Genomic DNA, 21,550 nt, shown 5'->3' with positions numbered 1-21,550 from the left:
GACGTGCGGAGAGACGTCCGGAGAGGTTCCGGAGAGACGTCCGGAGAGGGTCCGTAAGGACGCTCAGAGGGACGTGTTGTCCGTGATGGTCTTCGTGATGGCGTCGATCGTGCGGAAGTTGTCCGGCCCGATCTCGATGTCGTCGACGGGCACGCCGTAGGTGTTCGCGATGTACTGGATGAGCTTCACGAGGCCCAGCGAGTCGACGACTCCCGACTCGATCAGCTCGTAGTCGCCGGGCAGGTCCTCGGCGGAGACGTCCTCGCCCTTCAGGTACTGCGTGAGCAGGTGGGCGCGGATCTCTCCGGCGATGTCACGGGTGGGGGCGCTCATGCGCTGATCTCCTCCTTGATCTTGTTGCGGTCCGGCTTGCCGGTCGAGGTGCGCGGCAAGGGGATCTCGCTGATGCGGACGCTGGACGGAATGGCGTGGCGGGGCAGGTTCGCTCCCGCGTAGGAGCGGACGGCCAGGGAGTTGAGACCGGCTCCGGCCCGCTTGGTGAGGCGGGCGTGCAGCCTGACTCCGGCCTCCGGGTCGGGGAGGGCGATGACGGCCGCCTCCTCGACGTCGGGGTGCTGGGCGAGGACGGACTCGACCTCCTGGAGGTTGGTGCGCACACCGCGCACCTTGACCTGCCAGTCGGAGCGGCCTTCGAGGAAGTGGAGGCCGTCGGCGTCGCGGGTGACGATGTCGCCGGTGCGGTAGAAGACCCGGCCCTCGCGGACCACGAACACGTCCGGGTTCAGGGATTCCTGGAGGTAGCCGGTGGTCTGGAAGGGCGTGCGGACGACGAGTTCGCCGGTGCCCGGGCCGGTCAGCGCCCGCCCCTCGTCGTCGAGGACGCCGGCCTCGACGCCGGGCAGCGGCCGGCCGATGGGGATCTTGCCCCGCGCGGTGCGCGGGTCGACGCGGTGCAGGAAGCTGTCGTTGGTCTCCGTGCACCCGTAGACATTGTGGAAACGCGCTCGCGGAAACGATTCTGCTGCACGTTCCAGGAGGTCCTGCGGTACGGCGTCCCCGGTGAGGACGACCTCGCGCACCCCCTCGTGAGCCCCCTCCCCCTCGGTGAGGAGGCGGTAGAGCAGCGGCACCCCCTGGACGAAGGTGACCGCACCGCCCGAGACGAGGCTCCGCAGGTGCGGGGCGTCGGTGGCCTTCTCGCGGTCGACCAGGACGACCCGCGCCCCCGCGCCGAGGAAGGTCCACACGTCGAGCAGGGCCAGGTCGAAGTTGAGCGGCGCGTAGGACAGCGAGCTGTCCGCGGCGGTGATGCGGAACTCCTCGACGGCCCAGGCGGCGAAGGCGTCGAAGGCCGCGGTTCCGATCGGCACCAGTTTGGGGGTGCCGGTCGAGCCGGAGGTGGTCAGGAGCAGGCGGGCCGCGTCGGCCGTCGGCCGGCCGAAGCCCTCCGCGGCGGCCTCGTCCCCGGCCTGGGCCCGGACGGTGAGCGTGCCGTCGGCGGTGGCCGACAGCCTCGCCGAGACCCGGGCCTGGCGGCAGATCCGGTCGAGCGCGTCGTCGCCGAGTTCGGCGGACGGTGCGAGGACGACCAGGGGCCGGCCGAACGCGGCGAGCATCAGGGCGACGGTCGCCGGGTCCTTCCGGGCCGGTATGCAGACCGGCCGGTCGTCCGGGAGGTCCGCCGCCCCGATCCGCTCCGATAAGAGCGTCACCAGGTCGGCGAGTTCGCCGTAGGTCACCTGCTCGTCGTTGAGCACGAGTGCCGTCGAGGACGGCTGCCGCTCGGCGTGCGCGGCGATGGTCTGGGCAAGGCTGGGCGATGGCACGTTTCCCCCGCATGGTCTGGAAAAGACTGGGCCAAGCACCGTTCGATTCGTTCGGGGTTCTGTTCGATCCCTGTTCGAACCGATCTGCGCCGGACCAGACATTACCGAGTTTCCATGCAGGGTCAAGCATATACCGAGCGGTCGCGTTGTGACCTACCTCACCGCTTGCACATACAACTAACAATCTAAGTCAAGATCATTAAGGCGGTGCTGCGGGCGTGTGAACGCAGAAAGGCCGCGCCCTTCCGTCTCCGGGGGAAGGAGACGGCGGGAGGCGACGGCCGGCGGTTCGGGGAGGGTTCGGGGAGGACGGAGGCGTGCCCGGGGGGACGGGGGTGCGCTCGGGACGGGCCCGGGAGGGCGTCGCCTACACGGGGCGGGCGCTGCGCAGCGAGGCCACGGTGGCCGCGAGCGCGGGGTCGGCGCTCTGCGAGTTGAGCGCGCCGGAGAGCACTTCCGCGTAGGTGGCGCGGGCGGCCACATAGCGGCTGCGGCCCTCGTCGGTGATCACCGCGTAGACCCCTCGCTTGTCCGAGGGACAGAGGTCCTTGAAGGCGTAACCAGCACCTTTCAGCCGCTCGACGAGCCGGGTGACCGAAGACTGCCCCAGCCCGATCTTGTCGGCGAGCTCCTGCATGCGCAGCTCGCTGGTGGGTGAGGAGGACAGGTTCTCCAGCGCCCGGTACTCCGAGAGGCCGATGCCGTGCCGGCGCTGGAGCGCGTTGGCGAGCTCCCGCTCCACCCGCGCGTGGAGGGTGAGGACGCGGTCCCAGACGGCCTGGTCCGAGGTGGGGGCGGGAGACGCGGTGGTGGCGTTGTTCATGTACCTCTCCTCAAAAGGGGGTTTGACAACAGGTTATATGACCATGCAAGATCCTAGCTAACTCCGTGCCGTACTTAGGAGCTTCATGATCCTAAGGAACTTGCACGCACAAACAACAATGGAGGCATAGTGTCCGCCGAGCAGACACAGAAGAACCAGAACATCGGCTGGGCCTGGCTGCTGTTCTCGTCGCTCTTCGAGATCACCTTCGCCCTCTCCACCGAGGCCACCCACGCCTTCACCCGCCTCGGCCCCTCGCTCCTCACGGCCGCGGCCGCCGCGTGCGGCATCTACACGCTCTCCCAGGCCCTCAAGTACGTCGACGTCGGCGTCGGCTACACGGTCTGGGCCGGCATCGGCGGCGTCGGCACGGTCATCTTCGGCACCCTGATCTACGACGAGCCGATGACCATCTGGAAGGTCCTCGCCTTCGTCCTGATCATCGGCGGCGGCACCACGCTGCGCATCACGGACAAGATCGCCGCGGACAAGAAGGTCGCCGAGGAGCGCGTCGCGGAAGAGCGCGCCAAGGCCACGGTCTGACCCCGCTCCCCCGCTCCACCGCTTTCCGGCCCCGCCTCCCCACCCTCCTTTTCCAGTAGAGAGAGCCGCTCCCATGACCTGGGTCTACCTCGGTATCGCCATCGTCTTCGAGATCCTCTTCGCGCTCGGCACCAACGCCACACAGGGCTTCACCAAGCTGTGGCCCAGCGTGCTGACCCTGCTCGCCGCGGCCGGCGGCATCTACACCCTGTCCCACGCCCTGCTGGAGCTGGACGTGTCGGTCGGCTACACGATCTGGACCGGCATCGGCGGCGTCGGCACGGTGGTCTTCGGCGCCATCATCTTCAAGGAGAAGATCACCCTCGCCCGGCTGCTGTCCTTCGCGTCGATCATCGGCGGCGCCATCATCCTGCGCGTGACCTCCGTCTGAGCCCGCTCATGACCACCGCAGCCAAGGACCACCTGACCAAGCAGGTGGAAGAAGCAGTCCGGATCAGCCGCGAACACGTCGCCGCCGGCGGCATCCCCTTCTCGGGCATCGTGGTCCGCCACGACGGCCGCGTCCTGGGAACCGGCTTCAACCGCGTCCGCGAGGACCGCGACGCCTCCGCCCACGCGGAGGTGGTCGCCCTGCGCAACGCCACGAAGCAGCACGGGTCGTTCGCCGTCCACGGGGCGACCCTGATCGCCTCCGGGGAGCCCTGCGCCCTGTGCTACCAGGTCGCCCTGTACTTCGGCGTCGAGCACGTCATCTACGCCGCCGACCGCAGGACCGCGGCCCAGTACGGCTTCGACTACTCCGGCTCGTACCGCATCTACCGCGCCGACCCGACCGAGTGGGGCATCAGGACCACCCACCTCCCGGTCGAGGGACACGAGGTGCCGTTCCAGGAGTACCTGGCCAACCGAGGGAGCATCCACTCGTGAGCACCGAGACGACCGGGACCACCGGGACCACGGACGCCGCCGCCACGGACGCCGAGGCCCCCGCCAAGGTACGCGTCCAGATCTGGTCCGACTACGTGTGTCCCTTCTGCATGCTGGCCGAGGGCCCGCTGGAGGAGGCCGTCGAGGGGCTCGACGTCGAGATCGAGTGGAAGCCCTTCGAGCTCCGCGCCGAGCCCAAGGCCACCCTCCGCCCGGAGGACCCGTACCTGCCCGAGATCTGGAAGCGCGCCGTCTACCCGATGGCCCGCCGCCTGGGCGTGGACATCACCCTGCCCACCGTCTCGCCGCAGCCCTACACCCGGCTGGCCTTCGAGGGCTGGCAGTTCGCCGTCGAGCACGGCCTCGGCGACGCGTACAACCACCGCATGTTCCGGGCCTTCTTCCAGGAGAGCCTGGACCTCGGCCGGCTCGACGTCCTCGTCGGCCTCGCCGAGGAGATCGGCCTCGACGGCCCCGCGTACCGCAAGGCCCTGGAGGACGGCACGTACTACGAGCGCCACCAGGACGCCCTGCGCGACGCCGAGGCCCACCGCGTCCAGGCCGTCCCGACCATCCTCGTCGGCGACACCCGTCTGGAGGGCGTGCCCAGCACCGCACAGCTGCGCAAGGCCGTCCTGGACGAGCGCGCCAGGCTGGCCGCGTCGGTCACGGTCGAAGGCGTGGTCTGTCGCGCCGACGGCACGGGCTGCGCGTAGCGCGTCCGCTTCACCGGTCGTCTCCACCCGTCGTCCGGAGAAATTCAGAGAGAACCAGAGAGACAGCACCGCACAGCACAGCACCACGCAACACAAAGGGGATCCTTCATGACCACCTCCTCGCACCTTCGTGCGCCGGCGTTCGACCCGACTCTGCTCGCACTCAGCGAGGAGGTGTCAGAAGCCCTGGCCCACGGCAGACCCGTCGTGGCCCTCGAATCCTCCGTCCTGTCCGGCTTCCCGTACCCGGAGAACCTGGAGCTGGCCCGGGAGATGGACGCCGGGATCCGCGCCCAGGGCGCCGTACCGGCCCGGATCGCGCTGCTCGGCGGGAAGCTCCGGGTCGGCCTGGACGACGCGCTCCTCCAGGAGTTCTGCGCGTACGGGAAGGTGCCGAAGGTCTCCACCCGGGACATCGGCGTCACCCTCGCAGGCGGCGGCCCCGGCGGCACCACCGTGTCCTCGTCGCTGCTCGCCGCCGAACTGGCCGGGATCCGGGTCTTCGCGGTCGCCGGCATCGGCGGCGTCCACCGCGACGCCCCCGCCAGCTACGACATCTCCACCGACCTCGTCCAGTTCACCCGTACGCGGACCGCGGTGGTGTGCGCCGGGGCGAAGTCGATGCTGCACCCCCAGTGGACCCTGGAGTGGCTGGAGACCGCGGGCATCCCCGTCATCGGCTACCGCTGCGACGACTTCCCCGCCTACCTGTCGGTCTCCAGCGGGGTGCGCAACCCGCACCGCCTCGACGACCTGTCCGACGTCGCCCGGGCCACCTGGGCCCACTGGCGCTCCGGCAACGGCACCAGCGTCCTCGTCACCCACCCCATCGCCGAGGACGACGGCATCCCCTCGCAGGAGATCGCCGACGCCCTCGCCGAGGCGACCGAGCTCGCCGCCCGCGAGGGGATCACGGGCCCGGCCGTCACCCCGTACCTGCTCAAGGCCATCGCCGAGGCCACCGAGGGCCGGACCGCCGCCGCCAACCGCTCGGTGCTGAAGTCGACCACCGTGCTGGCGGCCGAGTTCGCCGTCCACCTCGCCAAGGAGGAGCAGCGGTGAGCGCGGTCCTCTTCGACCTGGACGGCACCCTGCTCGACACGCCGTCCGCCATCGCCGACACCCTCCACGCGACCCTCGCCGAACGGGGCCGCAGCGCCTCCGACGCGCGGGTGCGGGCGACCATCGGCCGGCCGCTGGCCGCCTCCTTCGCCCAGCTGACGGAGCTGCCCGAGGACCACGCCGAGGTGACCGCCGCGGTCGAACTCTTCCGCCGCCTCTTCCGCGAGCAGGCCGTGCCGCGCGCCCGCGAGCTGGTCTTCCCCGGCATCCGCGCCCTCCTCGAAGGGCTGCGCGACGAGGGGCACCAGATCGCCATCGTGACCAGCAAGATCAGGCCCAGCGCGGAGGAACTCCTCAAGCCCGCCGGACTGTACGAGCTGTTCCACGCCGTCGTCTGCCACGGCATGGCCGAGCGCGGCAAGCCGCACCCGGACCTGGCCCTGCTGGCCGCGCGGGAACTGGGCCGCGGCCCGGAGGCCTGCGTGGTGGTCGGGGACGCCGTCGACGACATGCGGATGGCCCGCTCGGCGGGGATGCGCGCGGTCGGCGTCACCTACGGCGTCGCCACCGAGGAGGCGCTGCACGAGGCGGGGGCGCACACCGTCGTCCGCTCCGTCGACGCGCTCACCGCCGTCCTCGGCACGCTGACCGCAGCACCGCCGTCCGCCACACCGCTGCCCGCGCCGCCGCTGTCCGCACCGCCGCCGACCGCGCCGCCGCTGTCCGCACCGCACTAGAAGCCCGTACCAGCGAACCGTAGAGACCAGGGGACATGACAGCCACACTCACCTCCACACCGAAGCGGAGCGTCACGGGCAGCCTGCTGACCATCTCCGCCGCGCAGTTCCTGATCGCGCTGGACTTCTCCGTCATCTTCGTCGCCATGCCCAGCATGAGCGCGGACCTGGACCTGTCCGGGTCGGCGATGCAGTGGGTGGTCAGCGCCTACAGCGTGTTCTTCGCCGGCTTCCTGATCCTCGGCGGCCGGATCGCCGACCGGATCGGCCCCCGCACCCTGTTCATCGCCTCGCTCGGCCTCTTCGGCCTGGCCTCGCTGGCCGGCGGCCTCGCGGCCGGAGCGGCCGTGCTGCTGCTCGCCCGGGCCGCGCAGGGCGTCGCCGCCGCCGCGCTGCAGCCCTCGATCCTCGCCCTGCTGAACACCAGCTTCGAGGCGGGCCGGGAACGCACCCGGGCGATGGCCGTGTGGGGCACCGTCGGCGCCAGCGGTCTGGCCGCCGGAGTCGTCGTGGGCGGCCTGCTCACGACGGTGTCCTGGCGGTGGACCTTCTTCGTCAACCTGCCCTTCGCGCTGATCTGCGTGCTCGCCGCGCCGCGCTTCCTCGCCCAGGCGGACGTGCGCACGGCGAAGCCGCTGAACGTCCTCAGCGCCGTGGTGTGCACGGCGACCGTGCTCGCCTCGGTCTTCGGCCTCACCTTCGCCGCGGGCGAGGGCTGGGCCGCGCCGTCGACGCTGATCTCCTTCGCCGCCGCGGTGGTCTGCCTGGTGGTGTTCGTGCTGCGGGAGCGCAGCAGCTCCGTGCCGCTGATCGAGCGGTCGCTGCGCGGCACCCGCACCCTGCTCGTCGGCTGCGGCGCGACCGCGCTGTACATGGCCAGCGTGGCGGGCGTCGAGTTCTACCTGGTGACGCTCTTCCTCCAGGAGAACCGGGACATGGCCCCGCTCGCCGCCGGCATCGCCTTCCTGCCGCTGGCGGTCTGCATCACCCTCGGCAACATGATCGCCGGCAGGATCATCCCGAAGGTGGGGGTCGGGATCAGCACGCCGATCGCCTTCCTGGTCGGCGCGGCCGGTCTGGTGCTGCTCGCCCTCGGCGTCCACCAGACCTCGTACTGGGCCGGCCTGCTGCCGGGCCTGATCGTCTCCGGCCTGGGCCACGGCATGATCTACACCTCGATGTTCGTCGGCGGCACCCGGGACGTCGACGACGCCAACCAGGGCGTCGCGGGCGCCCTCATGACGACCAGTCAGTACGCGGGCGGCGCGCTCGGCGTGGCCGTCCTGGTCATCCTGCTGGGCGACCAGCCGGCCGACTCCCGCTTCCTGCCCGGCTTCCTGCTGGCCGCCGCCATCGCCGTGGTGGGCGCCCTGTGGGGCTGGCGGGGCTTCGCGGGCCTGCGCGGAAAGGACTCGGCGGCATGACCCGGCTGGGCATCCTCGTCATCCACAACGATCCCGTCCCCGAGACCGAGATCTGGCGGACGGCCCCGGAGGGCACCAGCGTCCACACCGCCCGCTTCGAGTGCCCGCGGCTCGACGACGCCGAGTACACCGGCAGCACGGCCACGCTGCTCGCCGACGCGCCCGACGTGGTCCGCTCGCTGGACTTCCTCGGCCGGCTCGGGGTCGACCGGATCGCGTTCTGCTTCGGCTCGCCGAGCTTCTTCGGCGGGGAGGGATTCGACGCCGAGTTCGCCGAGGCCGCCCTCGCGCACTCCCACGGCACGCCGGTGTACACCTCGGGCCAGGCCCTGACCGAGGCGCTGGCCGCCGTCTCCGTACGGCGCCCGCTGGTGGTGATGCCGCCCTGGTTCACCCCGCCGACGCACCGCGCCGCCGAGGCGTACCTGACGGGGCACGGCGTCGAGGAGGTGTTCGTCCACCCCTTCGAGCTCGGCCCGGAGTGGGCGCACGTCCCGCCGTACAACGCCTTCGACGAGGGTGCCCGCTGGGCGATCGACCCCGACGAGGTGCTGCGCCAGACCACCGCCGCCTTCGAGGCGACGGGCGGCCGGGCGGACGGGGTGCTCGTGCCCGGCAGCGGCTTCCGCAGCCAGGCGGTGGTCCCCCTCCTCGAGAAGGTGCTGGACGTCCCGGTCGTCACCGCCAACCAGTCCGTGCTCTGGTACGGGCTGCGCGCGGCGGGCGAGTGGGGCGACGAACGCCACGGCACGCTCTTCGGCGCGCGCTAGGTCGTGTCGGGACCTTCCGGACACGACCCAGCACCCCACCGGCAGCCTCCCGCCCGCCCCTCCCGCTCTCTCCCCCGATCCCCGTGCCCCGGCGCGCCGTCCCCCGCCGCCGGGGCACGGTCATGCCCGCGTCCGGCCCGAACTCGTCGGTAGGGCCGGGGCGGGCCGGGGCCGGCGCGAGGCCCTGGAGTTCGGCATCCGCTACGAGCGGATGACGGTCGACTTCTGGCGCTGGGTGGGCGACCGGGAGCCCTAGCCCGGGCCCTGCTACCGGCCCCGGTCCTGCTCCCGGCCCCGGTCCTGAGGCTGTCCATGGTCCCGGCCCGCCGCGGTCCTCGCCGCCGTGACGAAGGCGTGGATGCGGGCGTGGTCCTTGACGCCGGGGGCGGACTCCACGCCGCTGGAGACGTCGACGCCCCAGGGGTCGGCCTGCCGGATCGCCTCGGCGACGTTGTCGGGGCCGAGGCCGCCGGCGAGGAGCCAGGCGCCCTCGGGGCGGGCCGCGTCGAGCAGGGAGAGGTCCCAGCGGGCGCCGGATCCGGCGCGCGGCGAGTCGAGCAGCAGCACCTCCTCGCCGTAGGCGCCGACGCGGGTGTCGGGCTTCTCGTTCAGGGAGGTGGCCCGCCAAAGCCGGGGGAAGGTGCGGGCCGCCTCGTCGAAGTCGGCCCTGGTGTACGTGCCGTGCAGCTGGAGCGCGTCGACGCCGAGCTCGTTCGCCGCGCGGGCGGCGTCGGCGGCGGCCGTGTCGTTGACGACGAGGACGGACCGTACGTGGGAGGGCACGTGGGCCGCGAGGGCGACCGCCCGGTCCCAGTCGAGGCCGCGGACGCTGGTCCGGCTGATCACCAGGCCGATCGCGTCCGCCCCGGCCTCCGCGGCCACGTCGATGTCGGCGGTCGTGGCGAGCCCGCACACCTTGACGAACACTGCTTCTCCTTCTCCCGGACGGCCCGCCGAGCCTACTGAGCCGGACCGCCCGGGTCGACTTCCGGGGCGGCGGACCGGGTCGACTTCCGGACCGCGGGACCGGGCCCGTCCGGGCGCCCTACGCGTCCTCGGGCTCCTGGACGTGTTCGTCGGCCGCGTACGGGTGCACGTAACGGTCCTCACCGAAAGGGGTGAACCAGGTGCCGAAGCCGGGGGCGGGTCCGTCCGGCCCGTCGGCTCCGTCCGCCTCCTCGGCCCGCTCGGCCCCCTCCGCCCCGCCGTCGAAGAGCCACTCGAAGTCCCCGTCCTCGTAGACCTCCGTGGCGAAGCACTCCAGCGCCGCCGTGACCTCGTCGTCCAGGAGGCCGTAGAGGTCGAGGGTGACGTGCGCCTGTTCCAGCAGGAACTTCAGGACCAGTTCCTCGGCCAGGCAGCCGAGCCGCTCGAAGCCGCCGTCGGTGAAACGGGTGGTGAGGGCGACGGCGGTGACCAGGAAGCGGCGGGCGAACAGCTCGTCGTACCGGGAGGCGTAGCGCGCCGGCAGCTGGTCCAGGTGCCAGAGGTGGCCCTCGCAGCCGGCGACGTTCGTGTCCTCATCGGCGAGCGCCTGCACGTCGTCGTACAGCTCGTCGATCAGCACCTCGGCGCCGTACACCAGGGCACCGGCGGCCAGTTCGGCGCCGCCGGGCCCGACGCCGAACTCGTCCACGGGGTCGGCCACCCCGAACGTGGCCGGGGTGAAGGACCGCAGCCGCGCGGCCATGGCCCGGATCTCCGCCTCGGGGTCGTGCGTCTCCTCGGCCGTCTCGAAGGTCTCGGCGGCCTTCAGGGCGTGCTGGGCGCGCCGCACCTGCGGATCGCTGGGCGGGGCGTCGGGCCCGTCGGCGGCCTCCAGGCTCTCCCGGGCGAGATCGGTGTGCAGCTTGACCTCGCTGCTCTCCACCACCCACTCGGCCAGCACCTCGGAGCGTTCGAGCACCTCCTGGGTCACGGAGCCGACCGCGTCCTCCGCGACCTCCAGCGAGGGCGCCTCGACGAACACCTTCAGGATCGCCCCGCCCGGATGGACCCCGACCACGACGTCGAGGACGTCGACCTCCACCCCGTCGGGCCCCTCGACCCCCGCCACGGAGTCGAACCCCCGCTCCAGCAGCGTCCCGGCCCCGACCCTGCTCAGCTCGTCCAGCTCCGGAGCACCGCCGGGTATGCGCGTTTCCACGGTTACGACGTACGTCACGACGGCAAGCGTGCCAGCTCACCGCGCGCGGATCGAGGTGATCGCGCAATCTCGTCACGGACCGGCCGCGGCCCGCCCGTCGCACCTCGGCCGACCTGGCCGTTTCAGCGCACGATTCGCGTCAAACCACCGTCAGGGGTACGTCAGGGGAGCTCCCGGGCGGACGCGGCGGGCGTAGCTTCGGGGTCGGCCCCGGCGCGAACGACGCCGGGACGCACGCCCGTTCCGGGAGGAACCATGACCCACGTCCAGTGCGGAGACCTGTACGGCGACGATCCCGAGCCGGCTGAACATGCGCCGGCCGGACGGCTCTGCGTCCCCGTCCGGCCGGTCGCCCACGGCTGCGCCGCCCGCCTCTTCCGCACCCCCGTCGGAGCCCGTACGGCGGTCGCGTTCACGACGCCCGCCCGGCTCCGCTCCGTCCTCGGCGCCGAGCAGCCGTGGACGGCGCTCTCCGAGCCCGCGCTGCGGGCGCTCGTCCGCCCGCTGGGCGTCGACATCCTGACCGTCGACCCGACGCTGACGGCCGCCCCCGCTCCGATCCGCCCGGCTCCGGCCATCCCCGCTCAGGTCCGCCCGGCTCCGGCCGCCCCTGGCCCGGTCCCTCCGGCTCCGGCCGCCCCTGGCCCGGTCCCTCCGGCTCCGGCCGCCCCTGGTCCGGCCGTGCCCGGGCCATGCCCGGGAAGGGCCGCCACCCGCCCCCTGACCGCCTCCGCGCGCTGAAGGGCGGCGCCGAGATGACCGTGACGCCCCTGCCGCCGGTCGCCGTCCCCGCGGGTGACCTGTCCGTCTGGCCCGCCCGTACGGTCGAGCGGCCCGACGGGCGCCTGTACGTCGGCGGAGTGGCCCTCGACGAGCTCGCCGAGAGCCACGGCACTCCCGTCTACGTCCTCGACGAGGCCGAGGTCCGCGACCGCTGCCGCGCCTACCGGGACGCCTTCCCCGGGGCCGATGTCCACTACGCGGCCAAGGCGTTCCTGTGCCGCGCCCTCGCCCACTGGGTCGAGGAGGAGGGCCTCGGCCTCGACGTCTGCTCGGCCGGGGAGCTCGAACTCGCCGTCACCACCGGCTTCCCGCCCGAGCGGATCCTGCTGCACGGCAACGCCAAGTCCCCGGAGGACCTGCGGACCGCGCTGCGCCTCGGCGTCGGCCGGATCGTCATCGACAGCCCCGCCGAGATCGCGCGGATCGCCGCCGCCGTCGGCCCGGGCGAGCGGCAGCGGGTGATGCTGCGGGTGACCCCCGGCATCAGCGCGGGCGGCCACGCCAAGGTCCGCACCGGCTCCGACGACCAGAAGTTCGGCCTGTCGCTGCGCGACGGCCACGCCCAGCACGCGATCGCCCGCCTCCTCGGCCAGCCCCGGCTGCGGCTCACCGGGCTGCACTGCCACCTCGGCTCGCAGATCACGGACGTCAAGCCGTATCTGGTCGCCGTCCGACGGCTGGTGGGGCTGATGGCCCGCACCCGGGACGCGCACGGCGTGGTGCTGTCCGAGCTCGACCTCGGCGGCGGGCACGGCATCGCGTACCGCCCCGGCGACCGCGCCCTCGACCCGGCCGCCCTGGCCCGCCGGGTGCGGGCCGAGCTGGCCGAGAGCTGCGCGGGCGCCGGACTGCCCGTGCCCCGGCTGATCGTCGAGCCGGGGCGGGCCATCTCGGGCCCGGCCGGGGTGGTCGTCTACCGGGTCCTCGCGGTGAAGGCGACGCCGGAGCGCTTCTTCGTCGCCGTGGACGGCGGGATGAGCGACAACCCGCGCCCGGCGCTGTACGGGGTGCGGTACGCGCCCCGGCTCATCGGGCGCCGGTCGGCCGCCGGTCCGCGGCGGGCGACGGTGGTGGGGCGGCACTGCGAGGCCGGGGACGTCCTCGCCGAGGACGTGCCGCTGCCCTCGGACGTGCGCCCGGGCGATCTGCTGGCGGTTCCGGTGGCGGGCGCGTACCACCTGTCGATGGCCTCCTCGTACAACCTGGTCGGCCGCCCGCCGGTGGTGGCGGTCGCGGCGGGGGCGGGACGGCTGCTCGTCCGCCGCGAGACGCAGGCCGACCTGCGGGCCCGCGACGTCGGACTGTAGCCGCCCCCGCCCCGGCCCGACGGGCCTAGGCCGGGGACGAGGTCCAGACCGTGCCGCGGGCCTCGTACTCCAGCATCGTCTCCAGACCGGTGGCGGTGTCGGAGCCGAGCTCGCGGTGGACCAGCCACAGGGCGAGTTCCAGACCGGAGGTGACGCCGGCGGCGGTGACGAGGTCGCCGTCGTCGACGACCCGGGCGTTCTTGACCCGTCCGCCCTGTCCCTCCAGGTCGGCCTTGGCCTTGTGGTGGGTGGTGCAGGGGCGTCCCCGGGTCAGGCCGGCCGCCGACAGGAGCATGACGCCGGTGCAGAGCGCGGCGACCGTGAGGCCCGGGCGGGCGGCGGCCGCGAGGGCCCGGGGCAGGGTGCCCCGGTCGATCTCGGCCCAGACCCCCGGGCTGTCCCGCCGCGCGTACCCGCCGCCGGGGACGACGAGGAGGTCGGCCTCGTCGGGCGCCCAGGGCCGGAGGCCGCGGACGACCGTCCCGTACGCGGCGGTGACCGAGCGGGCTCCGGTGGCGGAGACGTAACGGACCTCCACCGGGCGGGTGGTGAAGAAGCCCGCGGCGGAGAAGATCTCGTAAGGGGCGGCGAAGTCGAGCTCCTCGACGCCGTCGAAGAGCGGGATGTGCACGCGCAGCGGCCGGTTCGGGGCCGCGGCGGGGGCGGAGGGAGCGGCGGCGGCCGAGGTCGCGGCCGTGCCCGCGAGGGCGCCCGTGGCGCCGAGGGCGGTGGTGGCGCGGAGTAACTGCCTGCGGTTCATGAGGGACTCCCGGTGTTCATGTGACGAACGATGGCTGTGGTGCCTGTGGCAGCTCGTGGTGCCTGTGATGTCTGTAGCGGCTCGTGGTGCCTGTGATGTCTGTAGCGGCTCGTGGTGCCTGAGGTGTCTGTAGCAACTCGTCGTGCTTGTGGTGCCTGTAGCGGCTCGTGGTGCCTGTGGTGCCCTGGCGTTCCCACGTTCTCCAGGGTTCCCAGGTTCTCCAGGTGGCCCGGGTGCCTCGGGTGCCCCGGGTGCCCCTGGTGTCCGTGTCCTGGGAGTGGGTCGGCCGTCGGCGCCTCCGGGTTCCGGTGAATCGCCGCGGGAACCGCCCGGAATCCACGGGAACCACCCGCCCTCCCCGCCCGACTTCTCCCCCGCCCCCGCCCGGCACACCGCCTCGGTGCGCGACGGGACCGAGGGGCGGTACCGAGACGCGGGACGGAGGACCGGACATGGGCGGACTGGACATACGCATGCGCGGAGTCGGCTGCCGCCACGGGCGTACGGAGGCGGTGACCGACGTCGACCTGGAGATCGCGGCCGGCGAGCGCGTGGCACTCACCGGCACCAACGGCTCCGGGAAGACCACGCTGCTGCGCGCCGTCCTGGGCCTGCACCCGCAGACCAGCGGCACCATCGAGGTCGGTGGCCGCACGGCCCGTTCGGCGGCCGAGTGGGGGGCGCGGCGCCGGGCCTGCGCGTGGATCCCGCAGAAGCCGGCGGCGGGGCGCTTCCCGTTGCGCGGCGACGAGCTGCTGGCGAGCGGCGGCGCCCCCGCCGAGGCCGCCGAGGCCGCCGGACGGCTCGGTGTCGGCGGGCTGACGGCCCGCCCCGTACACACCTTGTCCGGGGGCCAGTTGCAGCGCATGTACCTCGCCCGGGCCCTCGGCTGCGTGGCGGCCGGCGCGCAGGTGCTGCTCGCCGACGAGCCGACCGCCGCGCTGGACTTCGCGGGCCAGGAGGAGGCCGCCGACGTGCTCGCGGCGCTGCCCGTCACGCTGGTGGTGGTGACCCACGACCGGGCCCTCGCCGCCCGCTGCGACCGGGTCCTGGAGATGGCGGCGGGCCGGCTGCGGGAGGTGCGGTGAGCACGCTCGCGACCGCCGACCTGGGCGCGCTGCTCGACCTGGTGCCGGTGCGGCGGGCCGGCTTCGCGCTGCTGCTCGCGGCCGTGGGGCTCCCGGTCGTCGGGGTGGTCATCGTCGGGCTCGACATCATGCCGGTGCGCTTCGCGATGATGCACGTGGCCCTGCTCGGGATCGCGGTCGGTCTGCTGACCGGGCTCGACCCGATGCTGTGCGCGCTGGTCGCCTGCGCGCTGTCGGGCGCGGGGGTGGCCCCGCTGGCCCGCACACCGGACGGACTCTCGGGCGCCATGGGCCTGTTGATGAGCCTGGCCATCGCGGGCGCGCTGCTCGTGCTGGCCGTCTCGGGCGTCAACGCCTCGGGCGCGTTCGCCCTGCTGTGGGGGTCGATCCTGTCGGTCGGCACGGCGGACCTCGTCGTCCTGGCCGGGCTCGCCGTGACCGTGCCGGCGCTGCTGTGGTGGCGGCGGCGCGAGGTCGCGCTGCTGCTGTACGACCGGGAGCTCGCCCAGTGTTCGGGGGTGCCGGTCCGCCTGCTCACCACGGCGCTGCTGGTCCTCGTCGCGGTGGCGGTGGCCGGGGCGATCAAACTCACCGGCGCCCTGCTCGTCGACGCCCTCACCCTGCTGCCCGCGCTCGCCGCGCGCCGCCTGGGCCGCTCGCTGCGGTCGATCGTGGCGTGGGCGGTGGGCATCGGCGTCGGCGTCAACCTGACGGGCTTCCTGCTGGCCCTGTGGCTGGACTGGCCACCGGGTCCGGTCCTCGTCCTGACCGCGGGGGCCGTCGTCCTCGCCGTCCACCTCATCCCCGAACGGAGAATCCGCCCATGGCGCGCTGCCGCGTCCGAACCGCCCGCCTCACTCCCCTCCTTCCCTTCCTCGCACTGAGCGCGGCCCTGCTCCTGACCACCGGCTGCGGGACGGCGGACCCGGCCCCCGAGCACGGGGCGGACGGGCGGCACGGCAAGCCGGTGGTCGTGGTGACGACGACCTGGGAGGGCGCCTTCGCCAAGGCGGCCGGGGCCGAGGACGTCACGGTGATCGTGCCGCAGTCGGTGCATCACGCCCCCGACTACGACCCGAAGCCCTCCGACCTGGCGGCCGTCGCCGGGGCGGACTTCGTGCTGTACGCGCCGTTCGAGCCGTACGCCGCGAAGATCAAGGAGGCGGCGGGCTCGAAGGCCCGGCTCGTCGAGGTGAACCTGGACAACGAGCCCGCCAAGGCCGCCGCCGAAGTCGCCCGCCTGGGCGCCCTGTTCGGCACGAAGGAGGCGGCCGGGCGGTGGAAGACGGGCCTCGACGCGGAGGTGGCGAGGCTGCGCGGCGAACTGCGCGCCGCCTGGCCGGGCGGGCGGAGCCCGTCCGTCGTCGCCCAGGTCTTCACCACCTGGGCGGCCGGCCTCGCGGGCGCCACGACGGTCGGCACGTACGGCCCCGAGCCGGTCACCCCTGCCCAGCTCGCGGCCCTGGCCGCGAAGAAGCCCGCGCTCGTCCTCGACAACGCCCACATGACGACGGGCACGGTGCTGCCGGACTCGGGCGTGCGCCAGGTCGAGATCGTCAACTACCCCGGCGAGGACCTGGACCTGCTGGCGGTCTACCGGGGCGCGGCGCGCGAGCTGAAGAAGGGGATGGGCGGGGTCGGGTGAGCCCGGCGGGGCTTCGGAACGGATGACGGGGGCGGGCCGTGCGCGGCCCGCCCCCGCCCTCACGCCTCCGCGGGTACGGGCGCGAGGGCGGCCCGTCGTCGCAGTGCGCCGCGGTCGGGCTTGCCGGCGGCGGTGAGCGGGAGCGCGTCGAGGAGCAGGAGCAGCTCGGGGTGCTTGTGGCGGTCGAGGCCGCGCGCGTCCAGGTGGGCGCCGAGCTCCGGGAGCCCGGGGGCCGGCCCGGAGCCCCGGACGACGACGCAGGCGGCGAGCCGCTCCCCCATCAGCGGGTCGGGGACGCCGACGCACACCACGTCGCGGATCCGGGGGTGGGCGGCGAGTTCGCGTTCCACCTCGGCGGGGCTGATGTTGGCGCCGCCCCGGATGACGACGTCCTTGAGGCGTCCGACGACGTGGAGCAGGCCGTCGGCGTCGAGGTAGCCCAGGTCGCCGGTGCGGACCCAGCCCTCGGGGGTGCGGTAGCGGGCGTCGAGCTCGGGGGCGGCGACGTAGCAGAGCGGGGTCATCGGGCCGCGCGACACGATCTCGCCGATCCGGCCTCCGGGCAGCGGCTGGTGGGTGTCGGGGTCGGCGATGCGGATGTCGGCGACGCGTGGGTCGGGCCTGCCGACGACGATGCCGAGGGAGGCGGCGGGCGCGGGGGCGGCGGGGTCCGTGGGCTCGGGTCGAACCTCGATGCCCGTATGGCAGTTGACGCCGTCCGCCGACCCGTACAGGTTGACGACCGGGCAGCCGAAGCCCTCGGTGGCGGCCGTGGCGGTGGCCTCGTCGAGGGGGGCGCCGCCGAGGACCAGGGCGGTGGGGGCGGGGAGCGTCCCGCTGCCGGGTCCCTCCAGCTCCAGGCGTTCGAGCATCATCCGGATCATGGTGGGGACGCCGAGGACGTGGGTGGGGGCGTGCGCCCGGACGGCCGCGAGCGCCGCCTCGGGGGTGAAGTGGTCGAGCAGGACGAGGGTGCCGCCGTGCCGGGCGAGGGTGACGGCCGTGCCGCTGGAGCCGAAGGCGGAGGCCAGGGGGACGAGGAAGAGGCAGCGCGGCGGGGTGGTGTCGGGCATGAGGGAGGCGAGGAAGTTGCCGCGGCCGCCGGCGAGCGCGTTGTGGGAGTAGGCGACCATCTTGGGCGCGGCCTCCGAGCCGGAGGAGACCAGGATGCGCGCGGCGCCGTCCGGGTCGGGCCGGGCGGGGACGAAGCCGGTGGGGTCGGTACGGAGCAGCCGGGCCAGCGGAATCGTTCCTTCGGGGGCGGTTCCCGGCCCGGCCGCGATCACGTGCCGCAGGGCGGGCAGCGTGGGCGCGAGGGCGAGCAGACCGGCCGCGCGGGTCCGCCCCCGGTGCTCGGTGGCGGCGATGACGGCGACGGCCTCGGCACCCCGGAGCAGTCCCTCGGCCTCCTGGGCCCCGCGGCCGACGGGGAACGGCAGGGCGACGGCGCCCAGGGCGGCGAGCGCGAGATCGGCCGTGACCGCCCCGCGCCCGTCGGGGAGCTGGACCCCGACGACGTCCCCGGCCCCGATGCCCAGCGACCGCAGCCCCTCGGCGAGACATCGGACCTTGCGGTCGAGGGCCGTGTAGCAGAGCGCCCCTTTGGCGTCGATCACGGCGGTCCGGTGCGGGTCGGCGATCTGCCGGGCCCGGAACAGGCTGTACAGGTCGAGGTCGGGGCAGAGCCCCTCCACCGCCCAGGAACGGCGGAGCCGGGCGGGCAGCAGGTCGTGCAGGGCGACGGTCACGCGAAGCTCCAGGGGTCGGGAACGGTGGGCGCACCGTGCTCGTCACGGCCGATCGGGCCGGACGGGCGCGGCCGGAGGGTGGCGGCGGGGGCCGGGGCGCGGGTGGCCACGGCAGTGGTGGTGGTCGTGCCCGCCGTCGGGGGGCGGCTCCCCGCCCCGCCGGCCGCCGACGGTCGGATCGCCTCCGTCCGCCCCGCGCCCAGCAGTTCGCCGAGGTCGGTGACGACACGGGTGGCGGCGAGTCCGCGTTCGCGGAGCAGGGCCAGGGCACGGGCGGTCGGCAGCGTGCTCAGGTCGTACGCGGCGGCCGCGGCGGCGGACCGGTCGGCGGGGGCGATCCGGCCGTCGGCGGTCGGGAGGGTGGCCCGGAAGCCGGCCGGTACGCGCGGGGCGTCGCCCCGGGCGGCCCGGCGCAGGGCGGGTGCCAGGAGGGTGTCGGCCGCGCCGAGCAGCGAGGAGTCCACCCGTACGCCGTGGCCGGTCCGTTCGCGCAGCAGGAGGCCGGCGAGGACGGCCTCGGTGCCGTGCAGTCCGCCGAGGAGGTCGAGCAGGGTCATCAGGGACGGCACGGGCGGCTCGTCCGCCGGGTGGACGGCCTCGCCGACGCCGGTGCGGGCCTGGACCATGAAGTCCGTGCCCATGGGGGCGTCCTGGATCCGGTCGGCCCAGCCGCCGGTGTACGCGTAGACGAGGGCCGGGTTCGCGGCGCTCATGTCCTCGGCGTCGAGACCGAGTTCGGCGGCCTTGCCGGGGGCCCAGTTGTGCAGGAACACGTCGGCGTCGGCGGCGAGTCCGCGCAGTGCGTCGCGGTCGCGCGGGGACTTGATGTCGAGTTCGACGGCGTCCTTGCCCCGGTTGAGGGCGAGCCAGCGGGCGGAGACGCCGGAACAGGCGGGGGGCATGCCGCGCAGCGGGTCGCCGCCCGGCGGCTCGATCCGGATGACGCGGGCCCCGAGCAGGCCCAGCAGGTGCGCGGCGAGGGGCGCCTGGATGCGCCGCCCGGCCTCCAGGACGGTCAGTCCCTCCAGCGGCCGGTCCGCCGGCGCCGGTGCGGCCGCCGGCGCCGCCCTGCCCGCCGCTGCCGCCGGTGCTCCGGGCTCCGGGCGCCCGAGCGGGCGCAGGGACCAGGGGTCGGCCCCGTCGTCCTCGCGGGCCCGTTCGGCGAGGGTGCGCAGCCGGCACACCTCGGCGCCCGAGCGGGCGGCGGCCTGCCGGACGCGCTCGATGCCGTGGGCGAGGGCGGTCGCGTGCAGGGCGCGCGGGAGCGGCGCGCAGGCGGTGGCGTAGCGGAACTGGAAGGGGCGCCATCCGGTCCGTACCGCGTCGGCGGGTGCGTCGAGGTCCCTCCAGAACTCCGCCCAGGCGCCGGGGTCCAGCGTCTCCAGCTCGAAGACGACGCCGTCGCGCGAGGTGAACGGCGGTCCGCCCGGGGCGAGTTCGACGGCCTCGGGTTCGTCGGCGCCGGCGGCGGCGAGGTACTGCGAGACCAGGAGGAGCCCGGTGCGGTCGGCGGCCGTCTCCACGCGTGCGGCGGGGGTGCCGCCGCGGGCCCGGCCGATGAGGGCGGCGAGCAGGCCCTGGACGGTGAGGACGCCGGTGGCGGTGGCGAGGAGGTCGACGCCGAGGCCGCGCGGGGTGCCGTGGCGGCGCCCGTGGACGGCCATCACGCCGGTGACGGCCTGGGCGGTGGCCTCGTCCTCGGCCCCGGAGCCGGGTGCGCCCCAGCCGGCCCGGGCGCGGACGGAGCCGAGGCCGCCGCCGCCGAGGCGGACGTGCCCGTCGCCGGGGAGGCAGGGGCCGCTGCCGGCCCCGCCCGGCTCGCCCGGCTCACCCGGCTCGGCCGCGCTCGCGCCGAGGCGCCGGAGGTGGTCGTCGGCCACCCGGGTGAGCGCCGCGGATCCGGCGAGCTCGAAGCGAAGGCCGTCGAGGGGTCGCGGGGGCCCCGGGTTCGTCGTCGCTGACGCCATGCTGCTGGTCTCCTGGCGCGTGTCGGGGGTGAGGGGTGTGGCGGGTGTGGGAGTGGGGGCGGGAACCGGTGGGTGGGTACGCCCGACCACTCCCACGGGCAGACAGTCGGACGCGTGTTCTGCCGAGTTCCCGGTGAGAGGGGAGAGCGGTGACGGAGCCGACCACGAGCGACGTGGAGCAGCTGCGCGAGCGGGTCGCGAGGTTCGTGCGCGAGCGGGTGTTCCCGTACGAGACGCTGCTGGACGCCGGCGGCCCGGAGGCCGCGCGGATCCGGGCGGAACTGCGGGAGCGGGCCCGGGAGGCGGGCCTGTGGGCGCTGCCGCTGCCCGCGGAACTGGGCGGCGGGGGGCTGTCGTTGACGGCGTACGCCGCCCTCGCCGAGGCGGAGGGCGCCAGCGACCACGGCCCGGTGGCGCTGGGCTCGGCCCCGCTCCTGGACGTGACGATGCTGGCCCGGCACGGCTCGCCGCGGGTGCGCGCGGACGTCCTCCCCCTCCTCGTCTCGGGTGGGCTGCGCACCTGTTACGCGATGACGGAGCCGGACACGCCGGGCACCGAGCCCGCCCTGACCGCCACGCGGGCGGAGCGGCGGCCGGGCGGCGGGTGGCGGGTCAGCGGGCGCAAGTGGTTCGTGTCGAACGCGCGGGAGGCCGACCTGATGACCGTCCTGGTCCGGACGGACGGTGCGCCCGGGGACCGCGAGGGCCTCTCCCTCCTCCTGGTCCCCACCGCCGCCCCGGGTTTCACGGTGGTGCGCGAATTGCCGGTGTTCGGCGCGACGGGGCAGTACGAGATCGCCCTGGACGAGGTCCCGGTGGACGAGGACCACCTGGTGGGTCCGCAGGGCGGGGCGCTGGCGGTGGCGGGCGAGCGGCTCCAACTGGGCAGGACGCTGCGCGCGTTGCGCTGGCTGGGCCAGGCGCAGCGGGCCTTCGACCTGCTCTGCGCGCGGGCCGTGGAACGGCGGGGCGCCCGGGGCCCGCTGGCCGGCCACCAGCTCGTCCAGCGGCACGTCTTCGAGGCGCTGCTGGCCCTGCGCTCCGCCCGCCCCCTGGTCCACGAGGCGATGGCCCTGGTCGCCGGGGGGCGAGACGCGCACGTGGAGGTGGGTCTGGCGAAGACGGCCGCGGCCCGGGCCCTGCAGGACGTGGCGGACCGCGCCGTCCAGGTCTTCGGCGCGGCGGGCCTCGGCCCGGACACCCCGCTCCCGGCCCTGCTCCGGACCGGGCGCACGGCGCGGGTGCTGGACGGCCCCGACGAGATGCACATCACCTCGGTGGCCCGCAGGGTGCTGCGCGACGCGGGAACTCCGACGGCCCTCCGCCCGTTGCCGAGGGCGACCTGATCATTGGAAG

At 74.4% G+C, this 21,550-nt stretch carries 22 protein-coding genes; 14 read left to right on the top strand and 8 right to left on the bottom strand.

The annotated features are described in order from the left end of the window. Window positions 1–63: 63 nt before the first annotated feature. The 3 genes from ABD981_RS06895 to ABD981_RS06885 form a co-directional block, all read right to left on the bottom strand. A complete protein-coding gene (locus ABD981_RS06895; RefSeq protein ID WP_046908010.1) occupies window positions 64–333 on the bottom strand; it encodes an acyl carrier protein in 270 nt (89 codons plus the stop codon). After that, a complete protein-coding gene (locus tag ABD981_RS06890; protein ID WP_046908009.1) occupies window positions 330–1,787 on the bottom strand; it encodes an AMP-binding protein in 1,458 nt (485 codons plus the stop codon). The genes ABD981_RS06895 and ABD981_RS06890 overlap by 4 nt, the downstream gene beginning before the upstream one ends. A 367-nt stretch (window positions 1,788–2,154) precedes the next feature. Then, the gene (locus ABD981_RS06885) at window positions 2,155–2,610 is read right to left on the bottom strand and encodes a MarR family winged helix-turn-helix transcriptional regulator (protein WP_046908008.1); all 456 of its coding nucleotides are present in this window, start codon (window positions 2,608–2,610) and stop codon (window positions 2,155–2,157) included. Between the two features lie 129 nt (window positions 2,611–2,739). Here ABD981_RS06885 and ABD981_RS06880 point away from each other — a divergent pair, with 129 nt between their 5' ends. From ABD981_RS06880 to ABD981_RS06845, 8 genes are all read left to right on the top strand, one after another. Next, window positions 2,740–3,153, top strand: coding sequence for a DMT family transporter (locus ABD981_RS06880; protein ID WP_240495231.1), 414 nt, complete (start codon window positions 2,740–2,742; stop codon window positions 3,151–3,153). 73 nt (window positions 3,154–3,226) lie between these two features. Next, window positions 3,227–3,544 carry a DMT family transporter gene (locus tag ABD981_RS06875; protein WP_046908007.1) on the top strand — a complete coding sequence of 106 codons (318 nt, stop codon included), beginning with the start codon at window positions 3,227–3,229 and terminating at the stop codon, window positions 3,542–3,544. An 8-nt stretch (window positions 3,545–3,552) separates the two neighbouring features. Next, on the top strand, window positions 3,553–4,041 hold the full coding sequence (locus ABD981_RS06870; protein ID WP_046908006.1) for a nucleoside deaminase: 489 nt from the start codon (window positions 3,553–3,555) through the stop codon (window positions 4,039–4,041). Then, on the top strand, window positions 4,038–4,757 hold the full coding sequence (locus ABD981_RS06865) for a DsbA family oxidoreductase (RefSeq protein ID WP_240495230.1): 720 nt from the start codon (window positions 4,038–4,040) through the stop codon (window positions 4,755–4,757). The genes ABD981_RS06870 and ABD981_RS06865 overlap by 4 nt, the downstream gene beginning before the upstream one ends. 108 nt (window positions 4,758–4,865) lie before the next feature. Further along, the gene (locus tag ABD981_RS06860) at window positions 4,866–5,819 is read left to right on the top strand and encodes a pseudouridine-5'-phosphate glycosidase (protein ID WP_046908005.1); all 954 of its coding nucleotides are present in this window, start codon (window positions 4,866–4,868) and stop codon (window positions 5,817–5,819) included. Beyond that, the gene (locus ABD981_RS06855) at window positions 5,816–6,556 is read left to right on the top strand and encodes an HAD family hydrolase (protein ID WP_123954499.1); all 741 of its coding nucleotides are present in this window, start codon (window positions 5,816–5,818) and stop codon (window positions 6,554–6,556) included. Before ABD981_RS06860 ends, ABD981_RS06855 begins: the two co-directional genes overlap by 4 nt. Before the next feature lie 35 nt (window positions 6,557–6,591). Then, window positions 6,592–7,980 (top strand): MFS transporter, encoded by a 1,389-nt coding sequence (locus tag ABD981_RS06850; protein WP_046908004.1) that lies wholly within the window; start codon window positions 6,592–6,594, stop codon window positions 7,978–7,980. Beyond that, window positions 7,977–8,750 carry a maleate cis-trans isomerase family protein gene (locus ABD981_RS06845; protein ID WP_123954498.1) on the top strand — a complete coding sequence of 258 codons (774 nt, stop codon included), beginning with the start codon at window positions 7,977–7,979 and terminating at the stop codon, window positions 8,748–8,750. The genes ABD981_RS06850 and ABD981_RS06845 overlap by 4 nt, the downstream gene beginning before the upstream one ends. Before the next feature lie 267 nt (window positions 8,751–9,017). On the opposite strand, the gene ABD981_RS06840 is transcribed toward ABD981_RS06845, so the two are convergent. Then, window positions 9,018–9,677: a phosphoribosylanthranilate isomerase gene (locus ABD981_RS06840; protein WP_046908003.1), complete on the bottom strand. Its 660-nt coding sequence runs from the start codon at window positions 9,675–9,677 to the stop codon at window positions 9,018–9,020. Between the two features lie 118 nt (window positions 9,678–9,795). Then, window positions 9,796–10,914 carry a hypothetical protein gene (locus tag ABD981_RS06835; RefSeq protein ID WP_046908002.1) on the bottom strand — a complete coding sequence of 373 codons (1,119 nt, stop codon included), beginning with the start codon at window positions 10,912–10,914 and terminating at the stop codon, window positions 9,796–9,798. 237 nt (window positions 10,915–11,151) lie between these two features. On the opposite strand from ABD981_RS06835, the gene ABD981_RS06830 reads away from it, so the two are divergent. Together ABD981_RS06830 and lysA are read left to right on the top strand one after the other, a co-directional pair. Then, a complete protein-coding gene (locus ABD981_RS06830) occupies window positions 11,152–11,637 on the top strand; it encodes an SAV_915 family protein (RefSeq protein ID WP_240495229.1) in 486 nt (161 codons plus the stop codon). A gap of 14 nt (window positions 11,638–11,651) precedes the next feature. Then, the gene (gene lysA / locus ABD981_RS06825) at window positions 11,652–12,986 is read left to right on the top strand and encodes a diaminopimelate decarboxylase (RefSeq protein WP_046908090.1); all 1,335 of its coding nucleotides are present in this window, start codon (window positions 11,652–11,654) and stop codon (window positions 12,984–12,986) included. A 25-nt stretch (window positions 12,987–13,011) separates the two neighbouring features. Here the strand turns inward: lysA and ABD981_RS06820 are convergent, their stop codons facing one another. After that, window positions 13,012–13,746, bottom strand: a complete 735-nt coding sequence (locus tag ABD981_RS06820) for a DJ-1/PfpI family protein (RefSeq protein ID WP_046908001.1) — start codon at window positions 13,744–13,746, stop codon at window positions 13,012–13,014. A 452-nt stretch (window positions 13,747–14,198) separates the two neighbouring features. On the opposite strand from ABD981_RS06820, the gene ABD981_RS06815 reads away from it, so the two are divergent. Genes ABD981_RS06815 through ABD981_RS06805 form a run of 3 tightly spaced genes read left to right on the top strand, consistent with a single transcriptional unit; the run spans window position 14,199 to window position 16,479 of the window. Beyond that, window positions 14,199–14,834, top strand: a complete 636-nt coding sequence (locus ABD981_RS06815; RefSeq protein ID WP_046908000.1) for a metal ABC transporter ATP-binding protein — start codon at window positions 14,199–14,201, stop codon at window positions 14,832–14,834. Next, on the top strand, window positions 14,831–15,718 hold the full coding sequence (locus ABD981_RS06810; protein ID WP_046908089.1) for a metal ABC transporter permease: 888 nt from the start codon (window positions 14,831–14,833) through the stop codon (window positions 15,716–15,718). Before ABD981_RS06815 ends, ABD981_RS06810 begins: the two co-directional genes overlap by 4 nt. Continuing rightward, on the top strand, window positions 15,658–16,479 hold the full coding sequence (locus ABD981_RS06805) for a metal ABC transporter solute-binding protein, Zn/Mn family (protein ID WP_046907999.1): 822 nt from the start codon (window positions 15,658–15,660) through the stop codon (window positions 16,477–16,479). Before ABD981_RS06810 ends, ABD981_RS06805 begins: the two co-directional genes overlap by 61 nt. A gap of 59 nt (window positions 16,480–16,538) precedes the next feature. On the opposite strand, the gene ABD981_RS06800 is transcribed toward ABD981_RS06805, so the two are convergent. Together ABD981_RS06800 and ABD981_RS06795 are read right to left on the bottom strand one after the other, a co-directional pair. Continuing rightward, a complete protein-coding gene (locus ABD981_RS06800; RefSeq protein WP_046907998.1) occupies window positions 16,539–18,227 on the bottom strand; it encodes a class I adenylate-forming enzyme family protein in 1,689 nt (562 codons plus the stop codon). After that, the gene (locus ABD981_RS06795) at window positions 18,224–20,194 is read right to left on the bottom strand and encodes a CoA transferase (RefSeq protein WP_046907997.1); all 1,971 of its coding nucleotides are present in this window, start codon (window positions 20,192–20,194) and stop codon (window positions 18,224–18,226) included. Before ABD981_RS06795 ends, ABD981_RS06800 begins: the two co-directional genes overlap by 4 nt. A gap of 149 nt (window positions 20,195–20,343) precedes the next feature. On the opposite strand from ABD981_RS06795, the gene ABD981_RS06790 reads away from it, so the two are divergent. Next, a complete protein-coding gene (locus ABD981_RS06790; RefSeq protein WP_046907996.1) occupies window positions 20,344–21,540 on the top strand; it encodes an acyl-CoA dehydrogenase family protein in 1,197 nt (398 codons plus the stop codon). The last annotated feature ends 10 nt before the right edge of the window (window positions 21,541–21,550 follow it).

The organism is Streptomyces showdoensis (assembly GCF_039535475.1).
Classification (GTDB): Bacteria; Actinomycetota; Actinomycetes; order Streptomycetales; family Streptomycetaceae; genus Streptomyces; species Streptomyces showdoensis.
Note: the sequence above shows the minus strand (reverse complement) of the source record. Positions and strands in the feature narration are given on the sequence as shown.